The organism is Cryptosporangium aurantiacum (assembly GCF_900143005.1).
GTDB lineage: Bacteria > Actinomycetota > Actinomycetes > Mycobacteriales > Cryptosporangiaceae > Cryptosporangium > Cryptosporangium aurantiacum.
The window spans coordinates 365,668-383,927 of sequence record NZ_FRCS01000001.1; the positions used below are offsets into that span (position 1 = coordinate 365,668).

The window sequence follows — 18,260 nt, forward strand, 5'->3', positions numbered from 1 at the left end:
ACGATGCGGCATTGGGCGCTATGACGAGCCCTCGGCCACATCGTTCCGCGCGAAGGAGGCGGGATAGCGTGGCAGGAGTGGCGGATGACATGGTGCTTCTCAGCGATCCGGTGATCGCGGCGGTGACGACTGCCGACAGCGGCGAGCCGGTGGTCGATGCCACCGACGGCACCGGGCTGCGCCTCGACACCCGCGAAGTGCAGCACAACCCGCTCCTGCAGTTCGTCCGGTCCGGGTTGCGAGACCGGCTGCTCCGCGCCGAGGCGAGTCTCCCGCAGGGTGTGCACTTGCTGCTCATCGAGGGGTACCGCCCGCCCGCCGTCCAGCTCCAGCAGTTCACCGCCTACGCCGATCTGTTGCGGCAGCGCAACCCGGAGTGGACGGCCGAACGCATCCGGCGCGAGGCGTCTCGGTTCATCTCGCCGCCGGAGGTGGCTCCGCACTGCACCGGCGGCGCGATCGACGTGACGCTCTGCTCGGAGGACGGCGTCGAGCTCGACATGGGTACGGACGTGAACGCCAGCCCGGTCGCGAGCGCGAACCGCTGCTACACGGCGGCGCCGGACATCCCGCTAGCGGCCGCGGCGAACCGGCGCCTGCTCGTCACCGCGCTGCGGGAGGCCGGTTTGGTCAACTATCCCACCGAATGGTGGCACTGGTCCTACGGCGACCGGTACTGGGCGTACTCGACCGGCACCAGCGCTCGGTACGCGCCGCTGAGCACCGATCAGGTCGTCACCGGGTAGAGCCGCACCGCGCCCGGACCGAGCAGCGTCAGCGGATCGCGGTAGACGCCGTCCACGATCAGCCCCCAGTGCAGGCATGCGGCCTGCGCGCAGCCGAGGTGCCCGGCCTCCAGCCGCCCGAGTGGTGTGCCGGCGACCACCCGATCGCCGGCCCGTACCACTGCCCGCACCGGCTCGTACGTCGTGCGGACGCCGTCGGAGTGCGTGACGCTGACGACGCCGCGGCCACCGACCGGCCCCGCGAACCGGACCACACCGGCGCCCGCCGCGCGGACCGTCGCGCCCGGAGCTGCGGCCAGATCGACGCCGCGATGGCCAGGTCCGTACGGATCGGCGGGCAGGTCGAACCGCCGGACAACCCGAGGCGCACCCTCCAGCGGCCACCGCCACCCACCCCGCCCCGACTCCGGCACACCCGGCACGCGCGGCCCCGCACCCGGCCCGGTCGCCACGGTGCCCGGCCCGGCCGCCACGGTGCCTGGCCCGGTCGCCACGGTGCCCGGCCCGGCCGCCAGGGCGGCTGGTTCGCTCGGCTTCGCTGCTGGCCCGGCGCCGAGCACCCCGGTGGGAACCGCCACGGCTCCCGCCGGCACCGCGGCCCCCACGGCGACCGCTAGCGCTACCCCTGCCAGCGCCCGACGCAGCGCTCGCCCGGCGTCCCCATTGCAGTGCATGAACGCGAGCGTGCCCACCACGGTCCGCCGACACCAGCGGCCATCGGGCCGCTGTGGATAACTCAGCGCGCCCAGGCGCCCGGCTGCTCCACGGTGCCCGGAATGCGGCGCGGCGCGGGCTCGACCACCGGACCGCCGTCCCGCAGACCCTCCAACCGCCGCACCGCCTCCTGCAGGACGTTGTCCTGCTTGCAGAACGCGAACCGCACCAGCGACGCGCCCGGCACGACGTCGTGCGCCTCCTGGTCGTAGAACACGCCGACCGGCACCGCCACCACGCCCGCCCGCTCGGGCAGCGCGCGGCAGAACGCGATGCCGTCCTCGCCGCCGAGGGGGGCGGCGTCCGCGGTGACGAAGTACGTCCCGGCCGGGATGTGGACGTCGAAACCGGCCGCGACCAGCCCCTGGCAGAGCAGGTCACGCTTGGCGCGCAGGTCGGAGGCTAGCGAGGTGAAGTAGTCGCGCGGCAGTCCGAGCGCGGCGGCGACGGCAGGCTGGAACGGCGCCGCGTTGGTGAACGTGAGGAACTGTTTCACCCGCGCGACGGCGGCGACCAGGTCGGGTGCGGCGCAGATCCAGCCGACCTTCCAGCCGGTGGCGCTGAACGTCTTGCCGGCCGACGAGATCGTGACCGTGCGGTCGCGCATCCCCGGCAGCGTCGCCAGCGGGACGTGCTCGCCGTGGAAGACGATGTGCTCGTACACCTCGTCGGTGACCGCGATCAGGTCGTGCTGAACGCACAGCCGGGCGACCTCGGCGAGTTCGTGCCGGTCGAAGACCGCGCCGGTCGGGTTGTGCGGCGAGTTGATCAGGATGACGCGGGTGCGCGGGGTGATCGACGCGGCGAGCGCGGCGGTGTCGAGGCGGTAGTCCGGAGGTCGCAGCGTCACCGGACGGCGCACCGCACCGGCCAGCGCGATCACCGCCGCGTACGAGTCGTAGTACGGCTCGACGCAGAGCACCTCGTCACCGGGTTCGCACAGCCCGAGCAGCGTCGCGGCGATCGCTTCGGTGGCGCCGGCGGTGACCAGGATCTCGGTGTCCGGGTCGAAGTCGAGGCCGTACCAGTCGCCCTGGTGGCGCGCGATCGCAGTGCGCAGGTCGGGCGTGCCGGGGCCGGGCGCGTACTGGTTCTGCCCGGACTGGATCGCGTTCACCGCGGTCCGCAGCATCAGGCCGGGGCCGTCGGTGTCCGGGAAGCCCTGCCCGAGGTTGATCGCGCCGGTGCGAGTCGCCAGCGCGGTCATCTCGCTGAAGATCGTGGTGCCGAAGCCGCGCATTCGGGTGATGCCGCGGCGGGTCTCGTTGCCGGCAGGGGTCATGACCCCAGACCGTAACCGGTGTCTTTCCTGCTCAGAAAAGAGGGCGGGGTTTTTGGCCCACCATATCTTGACTTAAGGTCCGGATAAATCGTGGGTCGAATAGGGTCAAAGTTGGCTAACTTGGTACATCTGTGCGACGAGTGACGCCGGGTCGGGCGCCGGGCGTCGAAGGAGAACTCGGTAACGTCTGCTGCGGCGTGCGGCACGCGCCACAGCGGGAGGAGCGCCGATGGTCGAGAATCCGTCGTCAACGGACGAGCCGGGCGACGCAGCGGCCGTCCCGAAGAAGTCGACGCGTCCTCGGACGTCGGCCGCGAGGAAGGCTCCTGCGGTGCGCTCCCGAAGCACTGGTGGTCGGGCGTCCGGCGCGCGCAAGCCAACTGCTCAGGTGGACGCCCCGGTCGCGGACCAAACCCCGACGCCGACCACCGCAGCGGTCTTACCCGCGGCAGAGCCGTCCGGGGAGGCCACGACGCTTTCGCTGACGCCGATCGAGGTGGAGGTCCCGACGGCGGCGCCGGAGCCGGTGGCCCCCATGGCACCGATCGAGGCCGCCGCGACGCCGGCCGAGGTGGCCGGGACTGGGGTGGCCGGGACTGGGGTGGCCGGGACTGGGGTGGCCGGGACTGGGGTGGCCGGGACTGGGGTGGCCGGGACTGGGGTGGCCGGGACTGTGCCGCCCGCGGCCGAGGCGGCCGGGACTGGGGTGGCCGGGACTGTGCCGCCCGCGGCCGAGGCGGCCGGGACAGGGGCGGCCGCGACTGTGAGGCCGGCGGCCGAGGCGGCCCGGCCAGCCTCGAGTGCGCCCGAGCCGATCGCGGCTGAGGTTGCGTCGGCCGGGGCAGCGGCGGCCGGGGCGGCGGAGGCCAGGACCTCGGCGGCTGGGACGGCGGCGGAGGGCGCGGAGACTGCGGGTGGGCCAGCTGGCGGGCGGGGGGCTGAGGATGGGGTGAACGGGGCGTCGCACTGGTCGGACACCGAGTCGGTGCTGGTCCGCCTAGGGCTGGTGGATCCGGACGGCCGCCCGCTGGGTACCTCCGCCGACGCCGACGCTCCCAACGGCGCGGTACCCGACCCAGCGACGGACGGGGAGCGCCCTGCGGTGTTCCCGATCGGCGCTGTACCGCACCAGATCACGATCGCCGAGCCGGTGCCGACGTTCGACGCGCTGGTCGCCCGCACACGTGCCCGGGCACGCGACGACGACGAGGCTCCGCGCCGTGTGCTCTCCGGCCCGTTCGGCCCCGCGCCAGAGCCTCCCGGAGAGCCCGCCGAGCACCCACTTGCCCCGCGCCTGGCTCGCGTCCTCCCCGGGCGGCTCGTGCAGCGCCTGCTGCCCGGGCGTCCCCCGGCGCTGGAAGGCGTGCCCACGGCGACGGACAGTCCGACGCCGACCGGACCCGGGGCGACGGGCTCGGTTCCCGGCGGTGCCGCATCCCCGTCCGGTGCGACGGCCAAGGGTGCCTCCGGGCCCGTGCCCGTCGACATCGTCACCCCGCGGCCGATCCCGAGCAGGTCCGCACCGGCGCCGTTCGAACCGCCGCCCTCGTCCGAGGCCTCCGGCCCCCGGCGTCGACCGCGGCGCGGACCGACTCCGGCGCAGTGGCGGTCCGGCGGACTGATCGCCGCGGTCGTCGCGGTGCTGCTGGTCGTCGCGGTGCCTGCGGCCGTGGCGAGCTGGCGTTCCGCGCTGGCGGAGGCGCCCAGCGCCGCCGCTGCGCTCGGCGGCGGACTCGGCGTGGCGGGGTTCGTGCTGTTCGCGGTCGGTGTGCTGACGGCGGCGCGGGCCGGTGCGGGCGAGGACAGCGCCCGCTCGCTGCCCGCGCTGCTGGCCCGGCCGGGTGCGCTCCCGATCGTCCTCGGTCTCGCACTCCTGTTCTGCGCCGCGATCGCAGTCGGCTGACCGACTGCCCGGCCGACCAGAGCGCCGCGGCGCCCCCAGCGGCGTCACGGCACCGGCAGCGGTGGCTCGGATTGAGCGGCGGGCCGGGGCCGGGCGGTGACCCGCGGCGTTGGGCGGGTTCGGCATCCGGGCCCCGGTCCGCGTAGACTCCATCCCGGCGACCCGCTCCAGCGGGTCGACTTCGCGTGCCCACCGTGCGCAAGCGCCTCCGCTCCGGCGGACGGCCCACAGCACGGCGGTCTCCTCGGTCCCCTGCAGGGGGCCAATGACCGTGGGGCACCAGGGCGACGGGCCGGCCGACGTGTCGAGCCCGGACGCGACAACCGAGGAAACGCGGCGCGCCGAAAGGCCGCCGCCCGAAAAACGGAAGGACGCGCCACAGACATGGCCGTCGTCGGAATGCGCCAGCTCCTCGAGAGCGGCGTGCACTTCGGGCACCAGACCCGACGCTGGAACCCGAAGATGAAGCGCTTCATCCTGACCGAGCGCAATGGCATCTACATCATCGACCTGCAGCAGACGCTCACGTACATCGACAACGCGTACGAGTTCGTCAAGCAGACCGTCGCGCACGGTGGGTCGATCCTGTTCGTCGGCACCAAGAAGCAGGCCCAGGAGGCCATCGCCGAGCAGGCTCGCCGGGTCGGGATGCCGTATGTCAACCAGCGCTGGCTGGGCGGCATGCTCACCAACTTCCAGACCGTGTACAAGCGGCTGCAGCGCCTCAAGGAGCTCGAGGTCATCGAGCAGACCGGTGGCGAGAACGTGCTGACCAAGAAGGAAGCACTCGTTCTCAAGCGCGAGAAGGACAAGCTCGAGCGCACGCTCGGCGGTCTCCGCGACATGCAGAAGGTGCCCTCCGCGGTGTGGATCGTCGACACCAAGAAGGAGCACATCGCGGTCGACGAGGCGCGCAAGCTGAACATCCCGGTCGTCGCGATCCTCGACACCAACTGCGACCCGGACGAGGTCGACTACAAGATCCCGGGCAACGACGACGCGATCCGTAGCGCCGCGCTGCTGACCCGGGTCGTCGCCGACGCCGTCGCCGAGGGCCTGATCGCCCGCGCCGGTGGTAGCAAGGCCGACGCCAAGCCGGACGCGCCCGCCGAGAGCGAGCCGCTGCCCGAGTGGGAGCGCGAGCTGCTCGAGTCGAAGACCGACGAGCCGACGACGGCCGAGGCGGCCCCGGCTGCGGCTCCCGCGACGGCTCCGGCCGCGGCCGAGGCGACTCCGGCTCCGGCCAGCACCGAGTCCTGATCAGGTCCCGGGCGTGGGCGGCGCGAGCCGTCCGCGCCCGGGAAATCGCGTTTACTTTCCGGCCCGACGATGGGCCACTGGGAATTGTTCAGCTTCCCGCGTGTGTCCGGCTCAGGACGCCGCACCAGGGCCGGTTGAACGACCCTCACTCTGACTACAGGATCTGAGAGAACGGACAATGGCGAACATTTCCGCCGCTGACGTGAAGAAGCTCCGCGACCTGACCGGCGCGGGCATGATGGACGCCAAGAAGGCGCTCACCGAGGCCGAAGGCGACTTCGACAAGGCCGTCGAGGTGCTGCGCATCAAGGGCGCGGCGAAGGCCGCCAAGCGCGGTGGCGAGCGGACGGCGGCCAACGGCCTCGTCGCCGCCGCCGAGGGCGCGATCATCGAGCTCAACGCCGAAACCGACTTCGTGGCGAAGAACGACGAGTTCCAGAGCCTCGCCGCCGACATCGTGGCGCACGCCGCCGCGGCCAAGGTCGGCGACCTGGAGGCGCTGCTCGCCGAGAAGCTGAAGGACGGCAAGACCGTCGCCGAGAACATCGAGGCCGCCTCGGTGAAGATCGGCGAGAAGCTGGAGCTGCGCCGCGTCGCGCTGCTCGACGGCCAGGTCGCCACCTACATGCACCGCAAGGACCCGTCGCTGCCGCCGCAGGTCGGCGTGCTGGTCGAGTTCACCGGTGACGACGTCGAGGTCGCCCGCGGCGCGGCCATGCAGGTCGCCGCGATGCGTCCGCAGTACGTGACGCGTGACGAGGTGCCGTCCGACGTCGTCGACAACGAGCGCCGCATCGCCGAGGCCACCGCCCGCGAGGAGGGCAAGCCGGAGCAGGCGCTGCCGCGGATCGTCGAGGGCCGGGTGAACGGCTTCTTCAAGGAGAACGTGCTGCTCGAGCAGTCCTCGGTGCAGGACAGCAAGAAGACCGTGAAGGCGCTGCTCGACGGCGCTGGTGTCTCGGTGAGCCGGTTCGTCCGGTTCGAGGTCGGACAGGCCTGACGGTCGGCCCACCGGGCCGGCCTGTGTGTCCCGACGACGCGCGAAGGCCGCCGGTGGCTCACCTGCCACCGGCGGCTTTTTTGTGCCGCACGTCGGCCGAAGGCTTTGCCACGAAGAGCCCCGCATAGCAAACGAACTCGATCCGGCCGGATGCTTCACCGCCGGCCAGTCCTAGGAGGCCCGCGATGACCCTGGAGACCCGCCCGGCACCGGATACCAAGCCGGTGGGCCGGGACCGCCCGTGGACTCGGGTGCTGCTCAAGCTGTCCGGCGAGGTGTTCGGCGGCGGCCGCTTCGGCGTCGACCCGGACGTCGTCCAGGCGATTGCCGTACAGATCGCTGACGTCGTTCGGCAGGGACTGCAGGTCGCGATCGTGGTCGGCGGCGGGAACTTCTTCCGCGGGGCCGAGCTGCAGCAGCGCGGCATGGACCGGGCTCGGTCGGACTACATGGGGATACTGGGCACGGTCATGAACTGCCTGGCGCTCCAGGACTTCCTGGAGAAGCAGGGCATCGACACCCGGGTCCAGACCGCGATCAACATGGCGCAGGTCGCCGAGCCGTACATCCCTCGGCGCGCGATCCGGCACCTGGAGAAGGGCCGGGTCGTGATCTTCGGCGCCGGCGCGGGCATGCCGTACTTCACCACCGACACGGTTGCGGCCCAGCGCGCGTTGGAGATCGGCGCCGACGTCCTGCTGAAGGCCACCCAGGTGGACGGCGTGTACGACGACGACCCGAAGAAGAACCCCGCAGCGGTCCGCTTCGACCGGATCAGCTACACCGAGGTCCTCACCCGCGGCCTCGGCGTCGCGGACGCGGCCGCGATCAGCCTGTGCATGGAGAACGACCTCCCGCTGGTGGTTTTTGACCTCCTGGTCCCCGGCAACATCGCGCGAGCGGTCCGCGGTGACCGGATCGGAACCTTGGTCACCACGGAGCTGGTCACCACGACTTCCTCGGACTGAAATAATCTGCACGCCGGTAAGAGACCGAGCCCAGGAGGCGACACCGTGATCGACGAAACTCTCTTCGAAGCCGAAGAGAAGATGGAGAAAGCCGTCGAGGTCGCCAAGGAGGACTTCGGCTCGGTGCGTACCGGCCGGGCTGCCCCGGCGATGTTCGGGAAGATCTTCGTCGACTACTACGGTGCGATGACGCCGTTGCCGCAGCTGGCCTCCATCACGATCCCGGAGGCCCGGATGGCGGTGATCAAGCCCTACGACAGCTCTCAGCTCGGCACGTTGGAGCGGGCCATCCGTGATTCGGACCTCGGCGTCAACCCGAGCAACGACGGCTCGATCATCCGCGTGATCTTCCCGCAGCTGACCGAGGAGCGCCGCCGCGAGCTGGTGAAGGTGGCCCGCTCGAAGGGCGAGGACGCCAAGGTCTCGATCCGGAACATCCGGCGTCGGGCCAAGGAAGCGCTCGACAAGATCGGCAAGGACGGCGAGGCGGGCGAGGACGACGTGCGTCGCGCCGAGAAGGAGCTGGACGACACGACCGGTCGGTACGTCCACCAGGTCGACGAGTTGATGAAGCACAAGGAGGCCGAGCTCCTCGAGGTCTAAAGCCCCCCGAGAAGCTCGGTGTCGGAGCTACCGTCCGAGACGCCACCGCCCCGGCCGGCGAGCCGGGGCGGGCGTCACCGGCCACCCCGCAACCGCGGGGGAGCGCACAACCCAGGCATGAGTGAGGTCGCACCCGTGGACGCGCCGCCGGCCCAGAGCGGGCCTTCCACCCCGGCTGCCGCCGACGGCGACCCCACGCCGGCTTCGACCGGCTCCGGCGTGCAGCCGGATGCCCCGGAGATCGACGACGCGGACGCCGTTCAGGTGGGTCCGCCGCTCGGTGCGGCGGTCGCCACCGCGAGCCGCGCAGGCCGGAACCTTCCGGCGGCGATCGGCGTCGGGGCCGGCCTCGCCGCACTCGTCCTGGTGACGCTCTTCACGTCGAAGATCGCGTTCGCCGCGGTGATCGCGGGTGCGGTCGGCGTCGGGATCTGGGAGCTGGTGCGGGCGATCCGGCCGGTGGAGGCGCGTCCTCCGATGGTGCCGCTGATCATCGGCGGCGTCGGCACCACCGTAATGACGTACAACGGCGGCACCGAGTCGCTGCTGCTCGGCCTGCTGCTGACCGTCGTCGCCGTGGTGATCTGGCGGATCCCGGACGGGCCGGTCGGCTTCCAACGGGACGTCACCGCCGCGGTGCTGGTCGCCGCGTACGTCCCGTTCCTCGCCGGGTTCGCGGTGCTGCTGGAGGTCGAGGACGACGGCGTGATGCGGATCGTCGCGTTCATCGCGACGGTCGCCTGCAGCGACATCGGGGGATACGTCGCGGGGGTCCTGGCCGGGCGTCACCCGATGGCGCCGACCGTGAGCCCGAAGAAGTCCTGGGAGGGCATGGCCGGCTCCTTGATCGCCTGCGCGGTCGCCGGTGCGGCATTCCTGGAGCTGGGCTTCGACAACGGAGCGTGGTGGGAGGGCGTGATCTACGGCCTCGCGATCGCGGTCGCGGCCACCCTCGGGGATCTCACCGAATCGATGATCAAGCGTGATCTCGGCGTCAAGGACATGAGCTCGCTGCTGCCCGGTCACGGCGGTCTGATGGACCGGCTGGATTCGCTGTTGTTCGCGGCGCCGGTGGCGTATCTGCTGTTGACGGCGTTCGCGCCCGCGACGTGAGCGGCGGAGAGGTAACCGCGGAAACGTGATCGCGAAAATGTGCGAACCAGTAGCTCGCAGCAATCGTGGAACTACTGAGGGCTTCGAAACCGTAGTAAGTCACTGTGAGAGACGCCTTCGTGGCGCATGCCTCTGTCCGAGACCGGCCGCAGGCCCGCTGCGGCGTGTGACAATGAACAAGCGATGACGACGACACTCCCTCTGGTGCTTGACGCGCCCCGCCGAACCGCCCCGCCCCGCCATCTGGCGGATCTCGACCCAGCGGAGCGTCGTGAGGCCGTGTCCGCCCTCGGTCGTCCCGCCTATCGGGCCAAGCAGCTGTCCGCCCATTACTTCGGGCGGCTGACCACCGATCCGGCTGCGATGACCGATCTCCCGGCCGCCGACCGTGAGTCACTCGCCGAGGCGTTCCTGCCCCGGCTGCTGACGTCGGTGCGGTCGGTCGCGTGCGACGACGGCTCGACCCGCAAATGGCTCTGGCGCACGTTCGACGGAGCGCTGGTCGAGAGCGTGTTGATGCGGTACCCCGACCGGGCGACCGTGTGCATCTCCAGCCAGGCCGGCTGCGGCATGGCGTGCCCGTTCTGCGCCACCGGCCAGAACGGCCTCACCCGGAACCTCTCGACCGGCGAGATCGTCGAGCAGGTGATGGTGGCGGCGCGAGAGATGGCGAAGACGGGCGACCGACTGTCCAACGTGGTCTTCATGGGCATGGGCGAGCCGCTGGCGAACTACAAGCGTGTGCTCGCGGCGTTCCACCGGATCACCGACGCGGCACCGGACGGACTGGGTCTCTCCCAACGTTCGGTCACCATTTCCACGGTAGGCCTGGTGCCTGCGATCAAGCGGTTGACAGCCGAGGGTATTAACGCCACTCTCGCGGTGTCCCTGCACGCACCTGACGACGAACTACGAGACACGCTGGTGCCGGTGAACTCCCGATGGAAGGTCGCTGAGGTGCTCGGGGCCGCTTGGGAATACGCCGAGCGAACCGGGCGACGGGTTTCGATCGAGTACGCCATGATCAAAGACGTGAACGACCAGCCGTGGCGAGCTGACCTCCTGGGCCGGCTGCTGGCAGGACGGCTAGCGCACGTGAACCTGATTCCGCTCAACCCGACGCCGGGCAGTGACTGGGACGCCAGCCCGAAGGCGGTCGAGCGGGAGTTCGTGCACCGGTTGCGGGCCGCTGGCGTCCCGACGACGGTCCGGGACACACGCGGTCGAGAGATCGACGGCGCATGTGGCCAGCTCGCGGCAGCGGAGGTATGAGGACGATGGCGCAGGGCGACAGGTTCCGCCGGAAGGCACTCAAGCGGGGGTACAAGGTCGACGAGGTCGACGAGTTCCTCGACCGGGCCGAGGCGACGCTGGCGCGACGACCCATTGGCGATCCGCTGACCGCGGCGGACATCCGGGACGTCGTGTTCCGGACGCGCTTCGGTGGTTACGACGAATGGCAGGTGGACCTCCACCTCGACCGGCTCGAGAAGGAGCTGGACGAGCTCGCGTCCGGCCTGCCGCCGCGCGGCTCCAACGGCTTCCGGGCGCTGGAAGCGGGTCCGTCGGCGTACCAGGACCGCGAGGAAGTGCCGGCCTACGGCGCGGTCGGGTCCCCGGTGCTCCCGCCGGAGCCCGCGACGTACGGCGGCGGCGGTGGGTTCCGCAACGAGCCGTCGGGTGCGTACGGCCGTCCCGGGTTCCGCGAGGAAGCCCCGGGCGTGTACGGCCAGAGCCCGTACCGCGACGAGCCGGACGACCGCGCGGGCTTCCGTGACGAGCCAGGTGTGTACGGCGGCGGTGGCTACCGCGAGGAGCCGTCCTACGGCGGCGGGTACCGCGGTGCTGAGCCTGGCTTCGCCGCCGGGTACGACCGCGGCGGGCCCGCTCCGATGCGCGAACCCGCGGAGTACCGCGGCGCGCCGGTGAGCGGCGGTGGCTGGAACGAGCAGCCTGAGCCCTACCGTGACGACCGGTACCGCGACAACGCGCCCTACCCGGAGCAGGTGCCGTACGGCGGCGACCGCTACCGGGAGGAGCCGTCCTACGGCGGTGGCGCCGGGTACCGCGGTGGCGAGCGGTACGACAACGCGCCGCCCTACGTCGAGCAGCCGTCGTACGGCGAGGCTGCGCCCTACGCCGATCAGGTCGCCTACGCCGACCGGGGGATGGGCGACCGCGGTGGCGCCGGGCGCTACCAGGAGGGCCCCTCCTACAACGATCAGCCGCAGTACCTCGACCAGACCGCGTACGCGGAGGTGCCGCCGTACGGCTCGGCCGGCGGGTACCGCGAGAGCCCCTCGTACTCCGAGGGGACGCCGTACCGCGAGGGCCCGTCCTACTCCGAGGGCCAGCCGTACTCGGGCGCGCCGTACTCGGGTGCCCCGCAGGGCGGTGGGCGGCCGCGCAGCGGTGGTTACCCCGAGCCGGGGGCCTACCAGGAGAGCCCGTCCTACGGTGACGTGCCGTACCGCACCGGGGAATACCGCACCGGTGGGCGCTACCCCGAGCCGGAGCCGACCGGCCCGCAGCCCGTGGTCTCCGGCGTGCCGATCTCCGGGGCCGTACCGCCGCCCCGCGGTGGTCGCCAGTACGGTGGCGAGTCGTCGTTCCGCGAGCTCCCGGCCGGCCGCGGCGCGGCCGAACCGGAGTACGCCGGCCGGTACGGCAAGGAGATGACGATGGAGATGGGTGCCGTTCCCGGCCTCGTCTCCCCGTTCACCAACGAGGACAAGGCCGTCGTCGCCGAGCTGCGGTCGAGCTTCCGTCCGCGTCGCTTCGGCTCCGGGTACGACCCGGGTCAGGTCGAGCGGCTGTTCGACGCGATCCAGGCGATGATGGAGGGCCGCAGCGGCGGCCAGGTCTCCGACAGCGACCTGATGCCCGGCCAGTTCGGCCTGGTGCAGGGCGGGTACTTCGAAGACGACGTGGACGAGGCGCTGCGCCAGGTCCGCGGGCTCTACAGCCGCCGCGTCGGCTGAGCAACAGTCCTACGCAACGGGCCCCGGGGGTAACCCCGGGGCCCGTTGGCGTTCGACGCGATCGATCAGCGCTTGACGCCGTACCGCCGCTGCACTGCGTCCCACACCAGGGCGAGGGCGATAAAGGCCGCGGAGCCGAACAGGAACAGGTCCTCGACGTGCCCCTCGTGGTTGCCGATCGCCATCAGCAGCAGGGAGACGGCCGAAACGACGGCAAGCCAGCGCCACAGCTTCGGGTGTCCCTCCCTCAGCTGGTCGGGTGCGATAACCGGCTCGTCCTCAGCCACGGTTCCCTCCTCGTCCACGGGCCAGACTGTGGCATCTTCCCACGCGCCGGTGCCCCGGTTTCGCCGGGGCGCCGACACGCCGTAGAAGGGTGCTAGATCTTCGTCCAGGCCTCGGTGAGAACGCCGCGGAGGATCTGCTCCATCTCGTCGAAGTGCGCCTGGTCGGCGATCAGCGGCGGCGACAGCTGGATCACCGGGTCGCCCCGGTCGTCGGCACGGCAGTACAAGCCGGCCTCGAACAGCGCCTTGGAGAGGAACCCGCGCAGGAGCCGCTCGCTCTCGTCGGCGCTGAACGTCTCCCTGGTGGTCTTGTCCTTGACCATCTCGATGCCGTAGAAGTACCCGTTCCCGCGCACGTCACCGACGATCGGCAGGTCGTACAGCTTCTCCAGCGTCGACCGGAACGCGTCCTCGTTCGCGAGCACGTGGTCGTTCAGGCCCTCGCGCTCGAACAGGTCGAGGTTGGCCAGCGCGACCCGCGCCGAGACCGGGTGGCCGCCGAACGTGTAGCCGTGCGGGAAGTACGTGTCGCCATCGAGGAACGGCTCCATGATCCGGTCCGAGAAGATCGCCGCTCCGATCGGCGAGTACCCCGAGGTCATGCCCTTCGCGCAGGTGATGATATCCGGCACGTAGTCGAACTTGTCGCACGCGAACATCGTCCCCAGCCGGCCGAACGCGCAGATGACCTCGTCGGAGACGAGCAGCACGTCGTGGCGGTCGCAGATCTCGCGAAGACGCTGGAAGTACCCGGGCGGCGGCGGGAAGCACCCGCCGGAGTTCTGCACCGGCTCGACGAACACCGCCGCGACCGTGTCCGGCCCCTCCATCACGATCGCCTGCTCGACCTGATCGGCGGCCCAGCGTCCGAAGGCCTCGAGGTCGTGGCCGTACTCCGGCGCGCGGTAGAAGTTCGTGTTCGGCACCTTGTGCGCGCCCGGCACCAGCGGCTCGAAGTACTTCTTCGCGTCCGGGATGCCGGTGATCGACAGCGCGCCCTGCGGCGTGCCGTGGTAGGCGATCGAACGGCTGATCACCTTGTGCTTTAACGGCCGGCCGGTCAGCTTGAAGTACTGCTTGGCGGCCTTCCACGCGGTCTCGACGGCCTCGCCGCCGCCGGTCGTGAAGAACACCCGGTTGAGGTCGCCGGGCGCGTAGTGGGCGAGCCGCTCGGCCAGCTCGATCGCGCCCGGGTGCGCGTAGGACCAGAGCGGGAAGAACGCGAGCTCCTGCGCCTGCTTGTAGGCCGCCTCGGCGAGCTCCACGCGGCCGTGACCGGCCTGGACGACGAACAGACCGGCGAGCCCGTCGAGGTACCTCCGGCCGGTGCTGTCGTAGATGTACACGCCGTCGCCACGGACGATCGTGGGAACGGGCTCGTCGGCGTACGACGACATCCGGGTGAAGTGCATCCACAGGTGGTCGTACGCGGTACGGGAGAGCTTGTCCCCTCCTGCCCCGGCTGACTCGATCGGGGTGGTGGTCATCTGGTCCCCCAGGAGTAGGTCTGCTTCACCAGGCGCAGGTACATGAAGATCTCGGTGCTTCGCACACCCGGTACCTGCCGGATCAGCTCGTTGACGACGCGCAGCAGATGGTCGTCGTCTTCGGCGACCACCTCGAGCAGGACGTCGTACGAACCGGCGGTCAGTACGACGTAGTCGATCTCGTCCAGCTTGCCGAGACGCTCGGCCACCTCGCGGAGATCACCCTCCGCGCGGACGCCGACCATCGCCTGACGCCGGAAACCCAGCATCAGCGGATCGGTGACCGCGACGATCTGCATCACCCCCGCCTCGAGGAGGCGCTGGATCCGCTGGCGGACGGCCGCCTCGGAAAGTCCGACGTCCTTCGCGATCGCCGCGTAGGAACGCCGGCCGTCCCGCTGTAGCTGCTCGATGATCCGTTTCGCGATGTCGTCGAGGACGACGGGCGGGCCAGCGGAGCGACCTGAGGAGGTGGGCTGCACTCGATCATGGTCGCGGAGGATGGCCCGGTTCTGCAAGTGATTCCGTTGCTCGGGCTCCAACTTCTTGCGGATTCCGTTACAGATGGCGTGAGATAGGGAGTGCTCCGCGCGTCCCCCGGGTGTTGCCACGACACTGGTTGCCTTCCGGGACTCCGGACCCGGAGTGCTCTGTGCAGGTCAGGCGAGGTTACGGAGAGACGATGACGCTGCAGAACTTCGTCGGTGGGGCGCACACGGACGCCACCGACGGTCGGACGCTCGATGTGGTGGACCCGAGTACCGGAGACGTGTACACGAGCGCTCCGCTCTCCGGTGCCGAGGACGTGGATCGGGCGGTGAGGACGGCGCGGGCGGCGTTCGAGTCGTGGCGGGACTCGACGCCGTCGGAGCGGCAGAAGGCGCTGCTGAAGATCGCCGACGCGATCGAGGCCCGCGCCGAGGAGATCGTGAAGGTTGAGTCGGAGAACACCGGGAAGCCGATCCAGCTGACGCTGGAAGAGGAGATCCCGCCGATGGTCGACCAGATCCGGTTCTTCGCCGGCGCGGCGCGGGTGCTGGAGGGCAAGTCGGCCGGCGAGTACATGGCCGGGCACACGTCGTTCATCCGGCGGGAGCCGGTGGGCGTCTGCGGCCAGGTGGCGCCGTGGAACTACCCGATGATGATGGCGGTGTGGAAGTTCGCACCGGCGATCGCGGCGGGGAACTCGGTGGTGCTCAAGCCGTCGGACACCACGCCGGCTTCCACGCTGCTGCTGGCGGAGATCGCGGCGGAGTTCCTGCCCGAGGGTGTGTTCAACGTGATCACCGGTGACCGGGACACCGGCCGGGCGCTGGTGGACCACCCGGACGTGGACATGGTGTCGATCACCGGGTCGGTGCGGGCGGGTATGGAGGTCGCCGGTGCGGCGGCGCGTGACCTGAAGCGTGTGCACCTGGAGCTGGGTGGTAAGGCGCCGGTGATCGTGTTCGACGACGCCGACCTCGAGGCCGCGGCCGAGGCGATCGCGGTGGCCGGGTACTTCAACGCCGGCCAGGACTGCACCGCCGCGACGCGGGTGCTGGTCGCGCCCGGCCTGCACAACGAGTTCGTGGCGGCGCTGGCCGAGCAGGCCCGCGGCACCCGCACCGCACCGCCGTCGGACACCGACGCGCTGTACGGGCCGGTGAACTCGGCGGCGCAGCTGGAGAAGGTCACCGGGTTCATCAACCGGCTGCCCGACCACGCGTCGCTGGACGCCGGTGGCGCGCGGGTCGGGGACCGCGGGTTCTTCTACGCCCCGACGGTGGTCTCGGGCCTCAACCAGGACGACGAGATCGTGCAGAACGAGGTGTTCGGGCCGGTCATCACCGTGCAGAAGTTCTCCGACGAGGCCGAGGCGCTGCGCTGGGCCAACGGGGTGCAGTACGGGCTGGCGTCGTCGGTGTGGACGAAGGATCACGGCCGGGCGATGCGGATGGCCAAGAAGCTGGACTTCGGGTGCGTGTGGATCAACACCCACATCCCGCTGGTCGCCGAAATGCCGCACGGTGGCTTCAAGCACTCCGGCTACGGCAAGGACCTGTCGATGTACGGCCTGGAGGACTACACCCGCATCAAGCACGTGATGTCTTCGTGGGCGGCCAGCTGAGAACGACGCTGACAGACGAGCGCGAGGCCTTGAGTATGACCAATACGAGGCGGCCTCGCGCTCGACTGTCACCGCCGCCCTCAGCTGGCTCCAGGTCAGAACTCACGGCGGCTGCGCCGCCTTAGCCGCCGAGGAGGCCCTGCATCAGGGACGCGCGGCGGGCGGGGTGGCCGGTGCGGGCTTCGACGCGATCCGCGCTGGTCATCGCCCAGAGCCCGCCGGACATCCCGATCCACCGCAGCGGCTCGGGCTCCCACCGCGGCGAGCGGTGACCCACCCACGGCAGCCGCACCAGCTCGGTGTCCCGCCGCAGCACCAGGTCGGCCAGCGTCCGCCCGGCGAGGTTGGTGGTGGCCACCCCGTCGCCGACGTACCCGCCGGCCCAGCCGAGGCCGGTGGCAGGGTCGAGCCCGACCGACGCGTGCCAGTCGCGCGGCACCCCCAGCGGACCACCCCACGTGTGCGTCACCGCCGCCCCGGTCGCACCGGGGAACATCTCCAGCAGCGTCCGGTGCAGGGCGTCGAACACGGCCTGATCGCGTTCGGCCTCCGGACGCAGCTTCGAGCCGTACGGATACGGCGCGCCCCGGCCGCCCAGCGCGATCCGGTCGTCGGCCGTGCGCTGGGCGTAGATGATCAGGTGACGACCGTCGGTGAGCGTCTCGCGCGCCCCCCACCCGACGCTGTCGAAGAACCACGCGGGCAGTGGCTCGGTGGCGATCATCAGCGAGTACAGCGGCGCGATCGTGCGCCGATAGCCCGGCAGCGACGGCGTATATCCCTCGGTCGCCCGGATCACGACGTCAGCGGTGACGGTGCCGGCCTCGGTGACCGCGCGGCCGGGCTCCAGCCGCACCACCCTGGTCTGCTCGAACAGCCGCACACCCCGCGCCTCCACCAGGTCGGCCAGGCCACGGGCGAGCTTGGCCGGGTGCAGCGCCGCGCAGTGCGGTGTGTAGAGCGCTCCGCGTACCTCGGTCGCGACGTCGATGCGGGCGCGCGCCTCGTCGGGGCCGAGCCACCGGTAGTCGTCCTCGCCGAAGCCCCACTGCCGCTCGTCCGCCAGTTCGGCGCGGAGCCGCTGCTCCTGGGCCGCGCCCGCCGCCAGCGTCAGCGTCCCGCCCTTGGCCCAGTCGACGTCGAGGTCCTCCGCCGCGGCGACGCGGCCCACCTCGTCGACGGTGTCGAACAGCGCGCGGCGCAGCGCCAGCGCCGCGTCGCGGCCGTGTTCCTCGGCGATCCGCTCGGTGGACGCCGGGAACAGCGCCGAGCACCACCCGCCGTTCCGCCCGGACGCGCCGAAGCCGGCGAACTCCGCTTCGAGCACCGCGATGCGTAGCCCGGGGTCGGCGGCCGCGAGGTAGTACGCCGTCCACAGCCCGGTGAAGCCCGCACCGACGATCGCGACGTCCACCGCGAGGTCGCCGTCCAGACCCGCGCGCCGAGCCTCCGGCGCAGGCGTCCGGCCGTCGAGCCAGAGGCTGAGAACTGATTCCGGCATGCGTCACTCCTAGGAACGAATGCAACACCGTCGGCGTCCGAGCGACGGGTCGAAATGCGGGCCGAAGGGATCCATGGGAAAGCGTCGCGAACCATAGTTACCAATATGTTTCGGATGCTCCACAACGGATTCATCATCTGAGACCTGATTGTTTCACGGATTCCTTGCCCAGCAGCCGTCTCGCCTGTCATTCTCAGCCCATCCGGCCGGTCCCGGGCCCGGACGGCGGTCCGCAGCGACCGGACGCCGTTCCGGCGCCGACATCGGCATGACGTAATCTCGCGGCGCGAACAGAGGACGGACAT

Annotated in this window: 17 protein-coding genes; 10 read left to right on the forward strand and 7 right to left on the reverse strand. The window is 71.0% G+C overall.

What is annotated here, in order from left to right:
* The first annotated feature begins 89 nt into the window (after positions 1–89).
* A complete protein-coding gene (locus tag BUB75_RS01585) occupies positions 90–746 on the forward strand; it encodes a M15 family metallopeptidase (RefSeq protein WP_073250663.1) in 657 nt (218 codons plus the stop codon).
* Here the strand turns inward: BUB75_RS01585 and BUB75_RS01590 are convergent.
* From BUB75_RS01590 to BUB75_RS46015, 3 genes are all read right to left on the reverse strand, one after another.
* Complete coding sequence (locus BUB75_RS01590; RefSeq protein WP_084740282.1) at positions 728–1,420, reverse strand: murein hydrolase activator EnvC family protein; 693 nt, start codon at positions 1,418–1,420, stop codon at positions 728–730. The genes BUB75_RS01585 and BUB75_RS01590 overlap by 19 nt on opposite strands.
* Before the next feature lie 62 nt (positions 1,421–1,482).
* Complete coding sequence (locus BUB75_RS01595; RefSeq protein WP_073250665.1) at positions 1,483–2,742, reverse strand: pyridoxal phosphate-dependent aminotransferase; 1,260 nt, start codon at positions 2,740–2,742, stop codon at positions 1,483–1,485.
* A 384-nt stretch (positions 2,743–3,126) separates the two neighbouring features.
* Positions 3,127–3,279: a hypothetical protein gene (locus BUB75_RS46015; protein ID WP_178379732.1), complete on the reverse strand. Its 153-nt coding sequence runs from the start codon at positions 3,277–3,279 to the stop codon at positions 3,127–3,129.
* 412 nt (positions 3,280–3,691) lie between these two features.
* Between BUB75_RS46015 and BUB75_RS01600 the strand changes: the two genes are divergently transcribed.
* The 8 genes from BUB75_RS01600 (at position 3,692) to BUB75_RS44780 (ending at position 12,570) form a co-directional block, all read left to right on the forward strand.
* Positions 3,692–4,645 carry a hypothetical protein gene (locus tag BUB75_RS01600; RefSeq protein WP_073250667.1) on the forward strand — a complete coding sequence of 318 codons (954 nt, stop codon included), beginning with the start codon at positions 3,692–3,694 and terminating at the stop codon, positions 4,643–4,645.
* Positions 4,646–5,029: 384 nt separating this feature from the next.
* Entirely contained in the window at positions 5,030–5,905 is an 876-nt protein-coding gene (gene rpsB, locus BUB75_RS01605; protein ID WP_073250669.1) for a 30S ribosomal protein S2, read from the forward strand.
* 178 nt (positions 5,906–6,083) lie between these two features.
* Entirely contained in the window at positions 6,084–6,905 is an 822-nt protein-coding gene (tsf, locus tag BUB75_RS01610) for a translation elongation factor Ts (RefSeq protein ID WP_073250671.1), read from the forward strand.
* Positions 6,906–7,090: 185 nt separating this feature from the next.
* On the forward strand, positions 7,091–7,873 hold the full coding sequence (gene pyrH, locus BUB75_RS01615; RefSeq protein ID WP_073250673.1) for a UMP kinase: 783 nt from the start codon (positions 7,091–7,093) through the stop codon (positions 7,871–7,873).
* A 45-nt stretch (positions 7,874–7,918) separates the two neighbouring features.
* Positions 7,919–8,476 carry a ribosome recycling factor gene (gene frr, locus BUB75_RS01620; protein ID WP_073250675.1) on the forward strand — a complete coding sequence of 186 codons (558 nt, stop codon included), beginning with the start codon at positions 7,919–7,921 and terminating at the stop codon, positions 8,474–8,476.
* A gap of 117 nt (positions 8,477–8,593) precedes the next feature.
* Entirely contained in the window at positions 8,594–9,589 is a 996-nt protein-coding gene (locus BUB75_RS01625; protein ID WP_084740123.1) for a phosphatidate cytidylyltransferase, read from the forward strand.
* A 183-nt stretch (positions 9,590–9,772) separates the two neighbouring features.
* Positions 9,773–10,861, forward strand: a complete 1,089-nt coding sequence (rlmN, locus tag BUB75_RS01630; protein ID WP_073250679.1) for a dual-specificity RNA methyltransferase RlmN — start codon at positions 9,773–9,775, stop codon at positions 10,859–10,861.
* 5 nt (positions 10,862–10,866) lie between these two features.
* Positions 10,867–12,570, forward strand: a complete 1,704-nt coding sequence (locus tag BUB75_RS44780; RefSeq protein ID WP_073250681.1) for a DivIVA domain-containing protein — start codon at positions 10,867–10,869, stop codon at positions 12,568–12,570.
* A 65-nt stretch (positions 12,571–12,635) separates the two neighbouring features.
* Here BUB75_RS44780 and BUB75_RS01640 read toward each other — a convergent pair whose 3' ends face one another.
* From BUB75_RS01640 to BUB75_RS01650, 3 genes are all read right to left on the reverse strand, one after another.
* On the reverse strand, positions 12,636–12,857 hold the full coding sequence (locus BUB75_RS01640) for a DUF2631 domain-containing protein (RefSeq protein ID WP_073252583.1): 222 nt from the start codon (positions 12,855–12,857) through the stop codon (positions 12,636–12,638).
* A 92-nt stretch (positions 12,858–12,949) separates the two neighbouring features.
* On the reverse strand, positions 12,950–14,344 hold the full coding sequence (locus BUB75_RS01645; RefSeq protein WP_073250683.1) for an aspartate aminotransferase family protein: 1,395 nt from the start codon (positions 14,342–14,344) through the stop codon (positions 12,950–12,952).
* Positions 14,341–14,826, reverse strand: a complete 486-nt coding sequence (locus BUB75_RS01650) for an Lrp/AsnC family transcriptional regulator (RefSeq protein WP_073250684.1) — start codon at positions 14,824–14,826, stop codon at positions 14,341–14,343. The genes BUB75_RS01645 and BUB75_RS01650 overlap by 4 nt, the downstream gene beginning before the upstream one ends.
* Before the next feature lie 200 nt (positions 14,827–15,026).
* Here BUB75_RS01650 and BUB75_RS01655 point away from each other — a divergent pair, with 200 nt between their 5' ends.
* Positions 15,027–16,454 (forward strand): gamma-aminobutyraldehyde dehydrogenase, encoded by a 1,428-nt coding sequence (locus tag BUB75_RS01655; protein WP_073250686.1) that lies wholly within the window; start codon positions 15,027–15,029, stop codon positions 16,452–16,454.
* A gap of 121 nt (positions 16,455–16,575) precedes the next feature.
* Here BUB75_RS01655 and BUB75_RS01660 read toward each other — a convergent pair whose 3' ends face one another.
* On the reverse strand, positions 16,576–17,955 hold the full coding sequence (locus tag BUB75_RS01660; RefSeq protein ID WP_073250688.1) for an NAD(P)/FAD-dependent oxidoreductase: 1,380 nt from the start codon (positions 17,953–17,955) through the stop codon (positions 16,576–16,578).
* Positions 17,956–18,260: the final 305 nt, after the last annotated feature.

Bases quoted from the DNA above. Each gene is read 5' to 3' on its own strand.
- BUB75_RS44780 (WP_073250681.1), top strand. From the start codon at position 10,867: ATGGCGCAGGGCGACAGGTTCCGCCGGAAGGCACTCAAGCGGGGGTAC.
- rlmN (WP_073250679.1), top strand. From the start codon at position 9,773: ATGACGACGACACTCCCTCTGGTGCTTGACGCGCCCCGCCGAACCGCC.
- BUB75_RS01645 (WP_073250683.1), bottom strand. From the start codon at position 14,344: ATGACCACCACCCCGATCGAGTCAGCCGGGGCAGGAGGGGACAAGCTC.
- BUB75_RS46015 (WP_178379732.1), bottom strand. From the start codon at position 3,279: ATGGGGGCCACCGGCTCCGGCGCCGCCGTCGGGACCTCCACCTCGATC.
- pyrH (WP_073250673.1), top strand. From the start codon at position 7,091: ATGACCCTGGAGACCCGCCCGGCACCGGATACCAAGCCGGTGGGCCGG.
- rpsB (WP_073250669.1), top strand. From the start codon at position 5,030: ATGGCCGTCGTCGGAATGCGCCAGCTCCTCGAGAGCGGCGTGCACTTC.
- BUB75_RS01590 (WP_084740282.1), bottom strand. From the start codon at position 1,420: ATGCACTGCAATGGGGACGCCGGGCGAGCGCTGCGTCGGGCGCTGGCA.
- BUB75_RS01625 (WP_084740123.1), top strand. From the start codon at position 8,594: ATGAGTGAGGTCGCACCCGTGGACGCGCCGCCGGCCCAGAGCGGGCCT.
- BUB75_RS01595 (WP_073250665.1), bottom strand. From the start codon at position 2,742: ATGACCCCTGCCGGCAACGAGACCCGCCGCGGCATCACCCGAATGCGC.
- tsf (WP_073250671.1), top strand. From the start codon at position 6,084: ATGGCGAACATTTCCGCCGCTGACGTGAAGAAGCTCCGCGACCTGACC.
- BUB75_RS01660 (WP_073250688.1), bottom strand. From the start codon at position 17,955: ATGCCGGAATCAGTTCTCAGCCTCTGGCTCGACGGCCGGACGCCTGCG.
- BUB75_RS01585 (WP_073250663.1), top strand. From the start codon at position 90: ATGGTGCTTCTCAGCGATCCGGTGATCGCGGCGGTGACGACTGCCGAC.
- BUB75_RS01655 (WP_073250686.1), top strand. From the start codon at position 15,027: ATGACGCTGCAGAACTTCGTCGGTGGGGCGCACACGGACGCCACCGAC.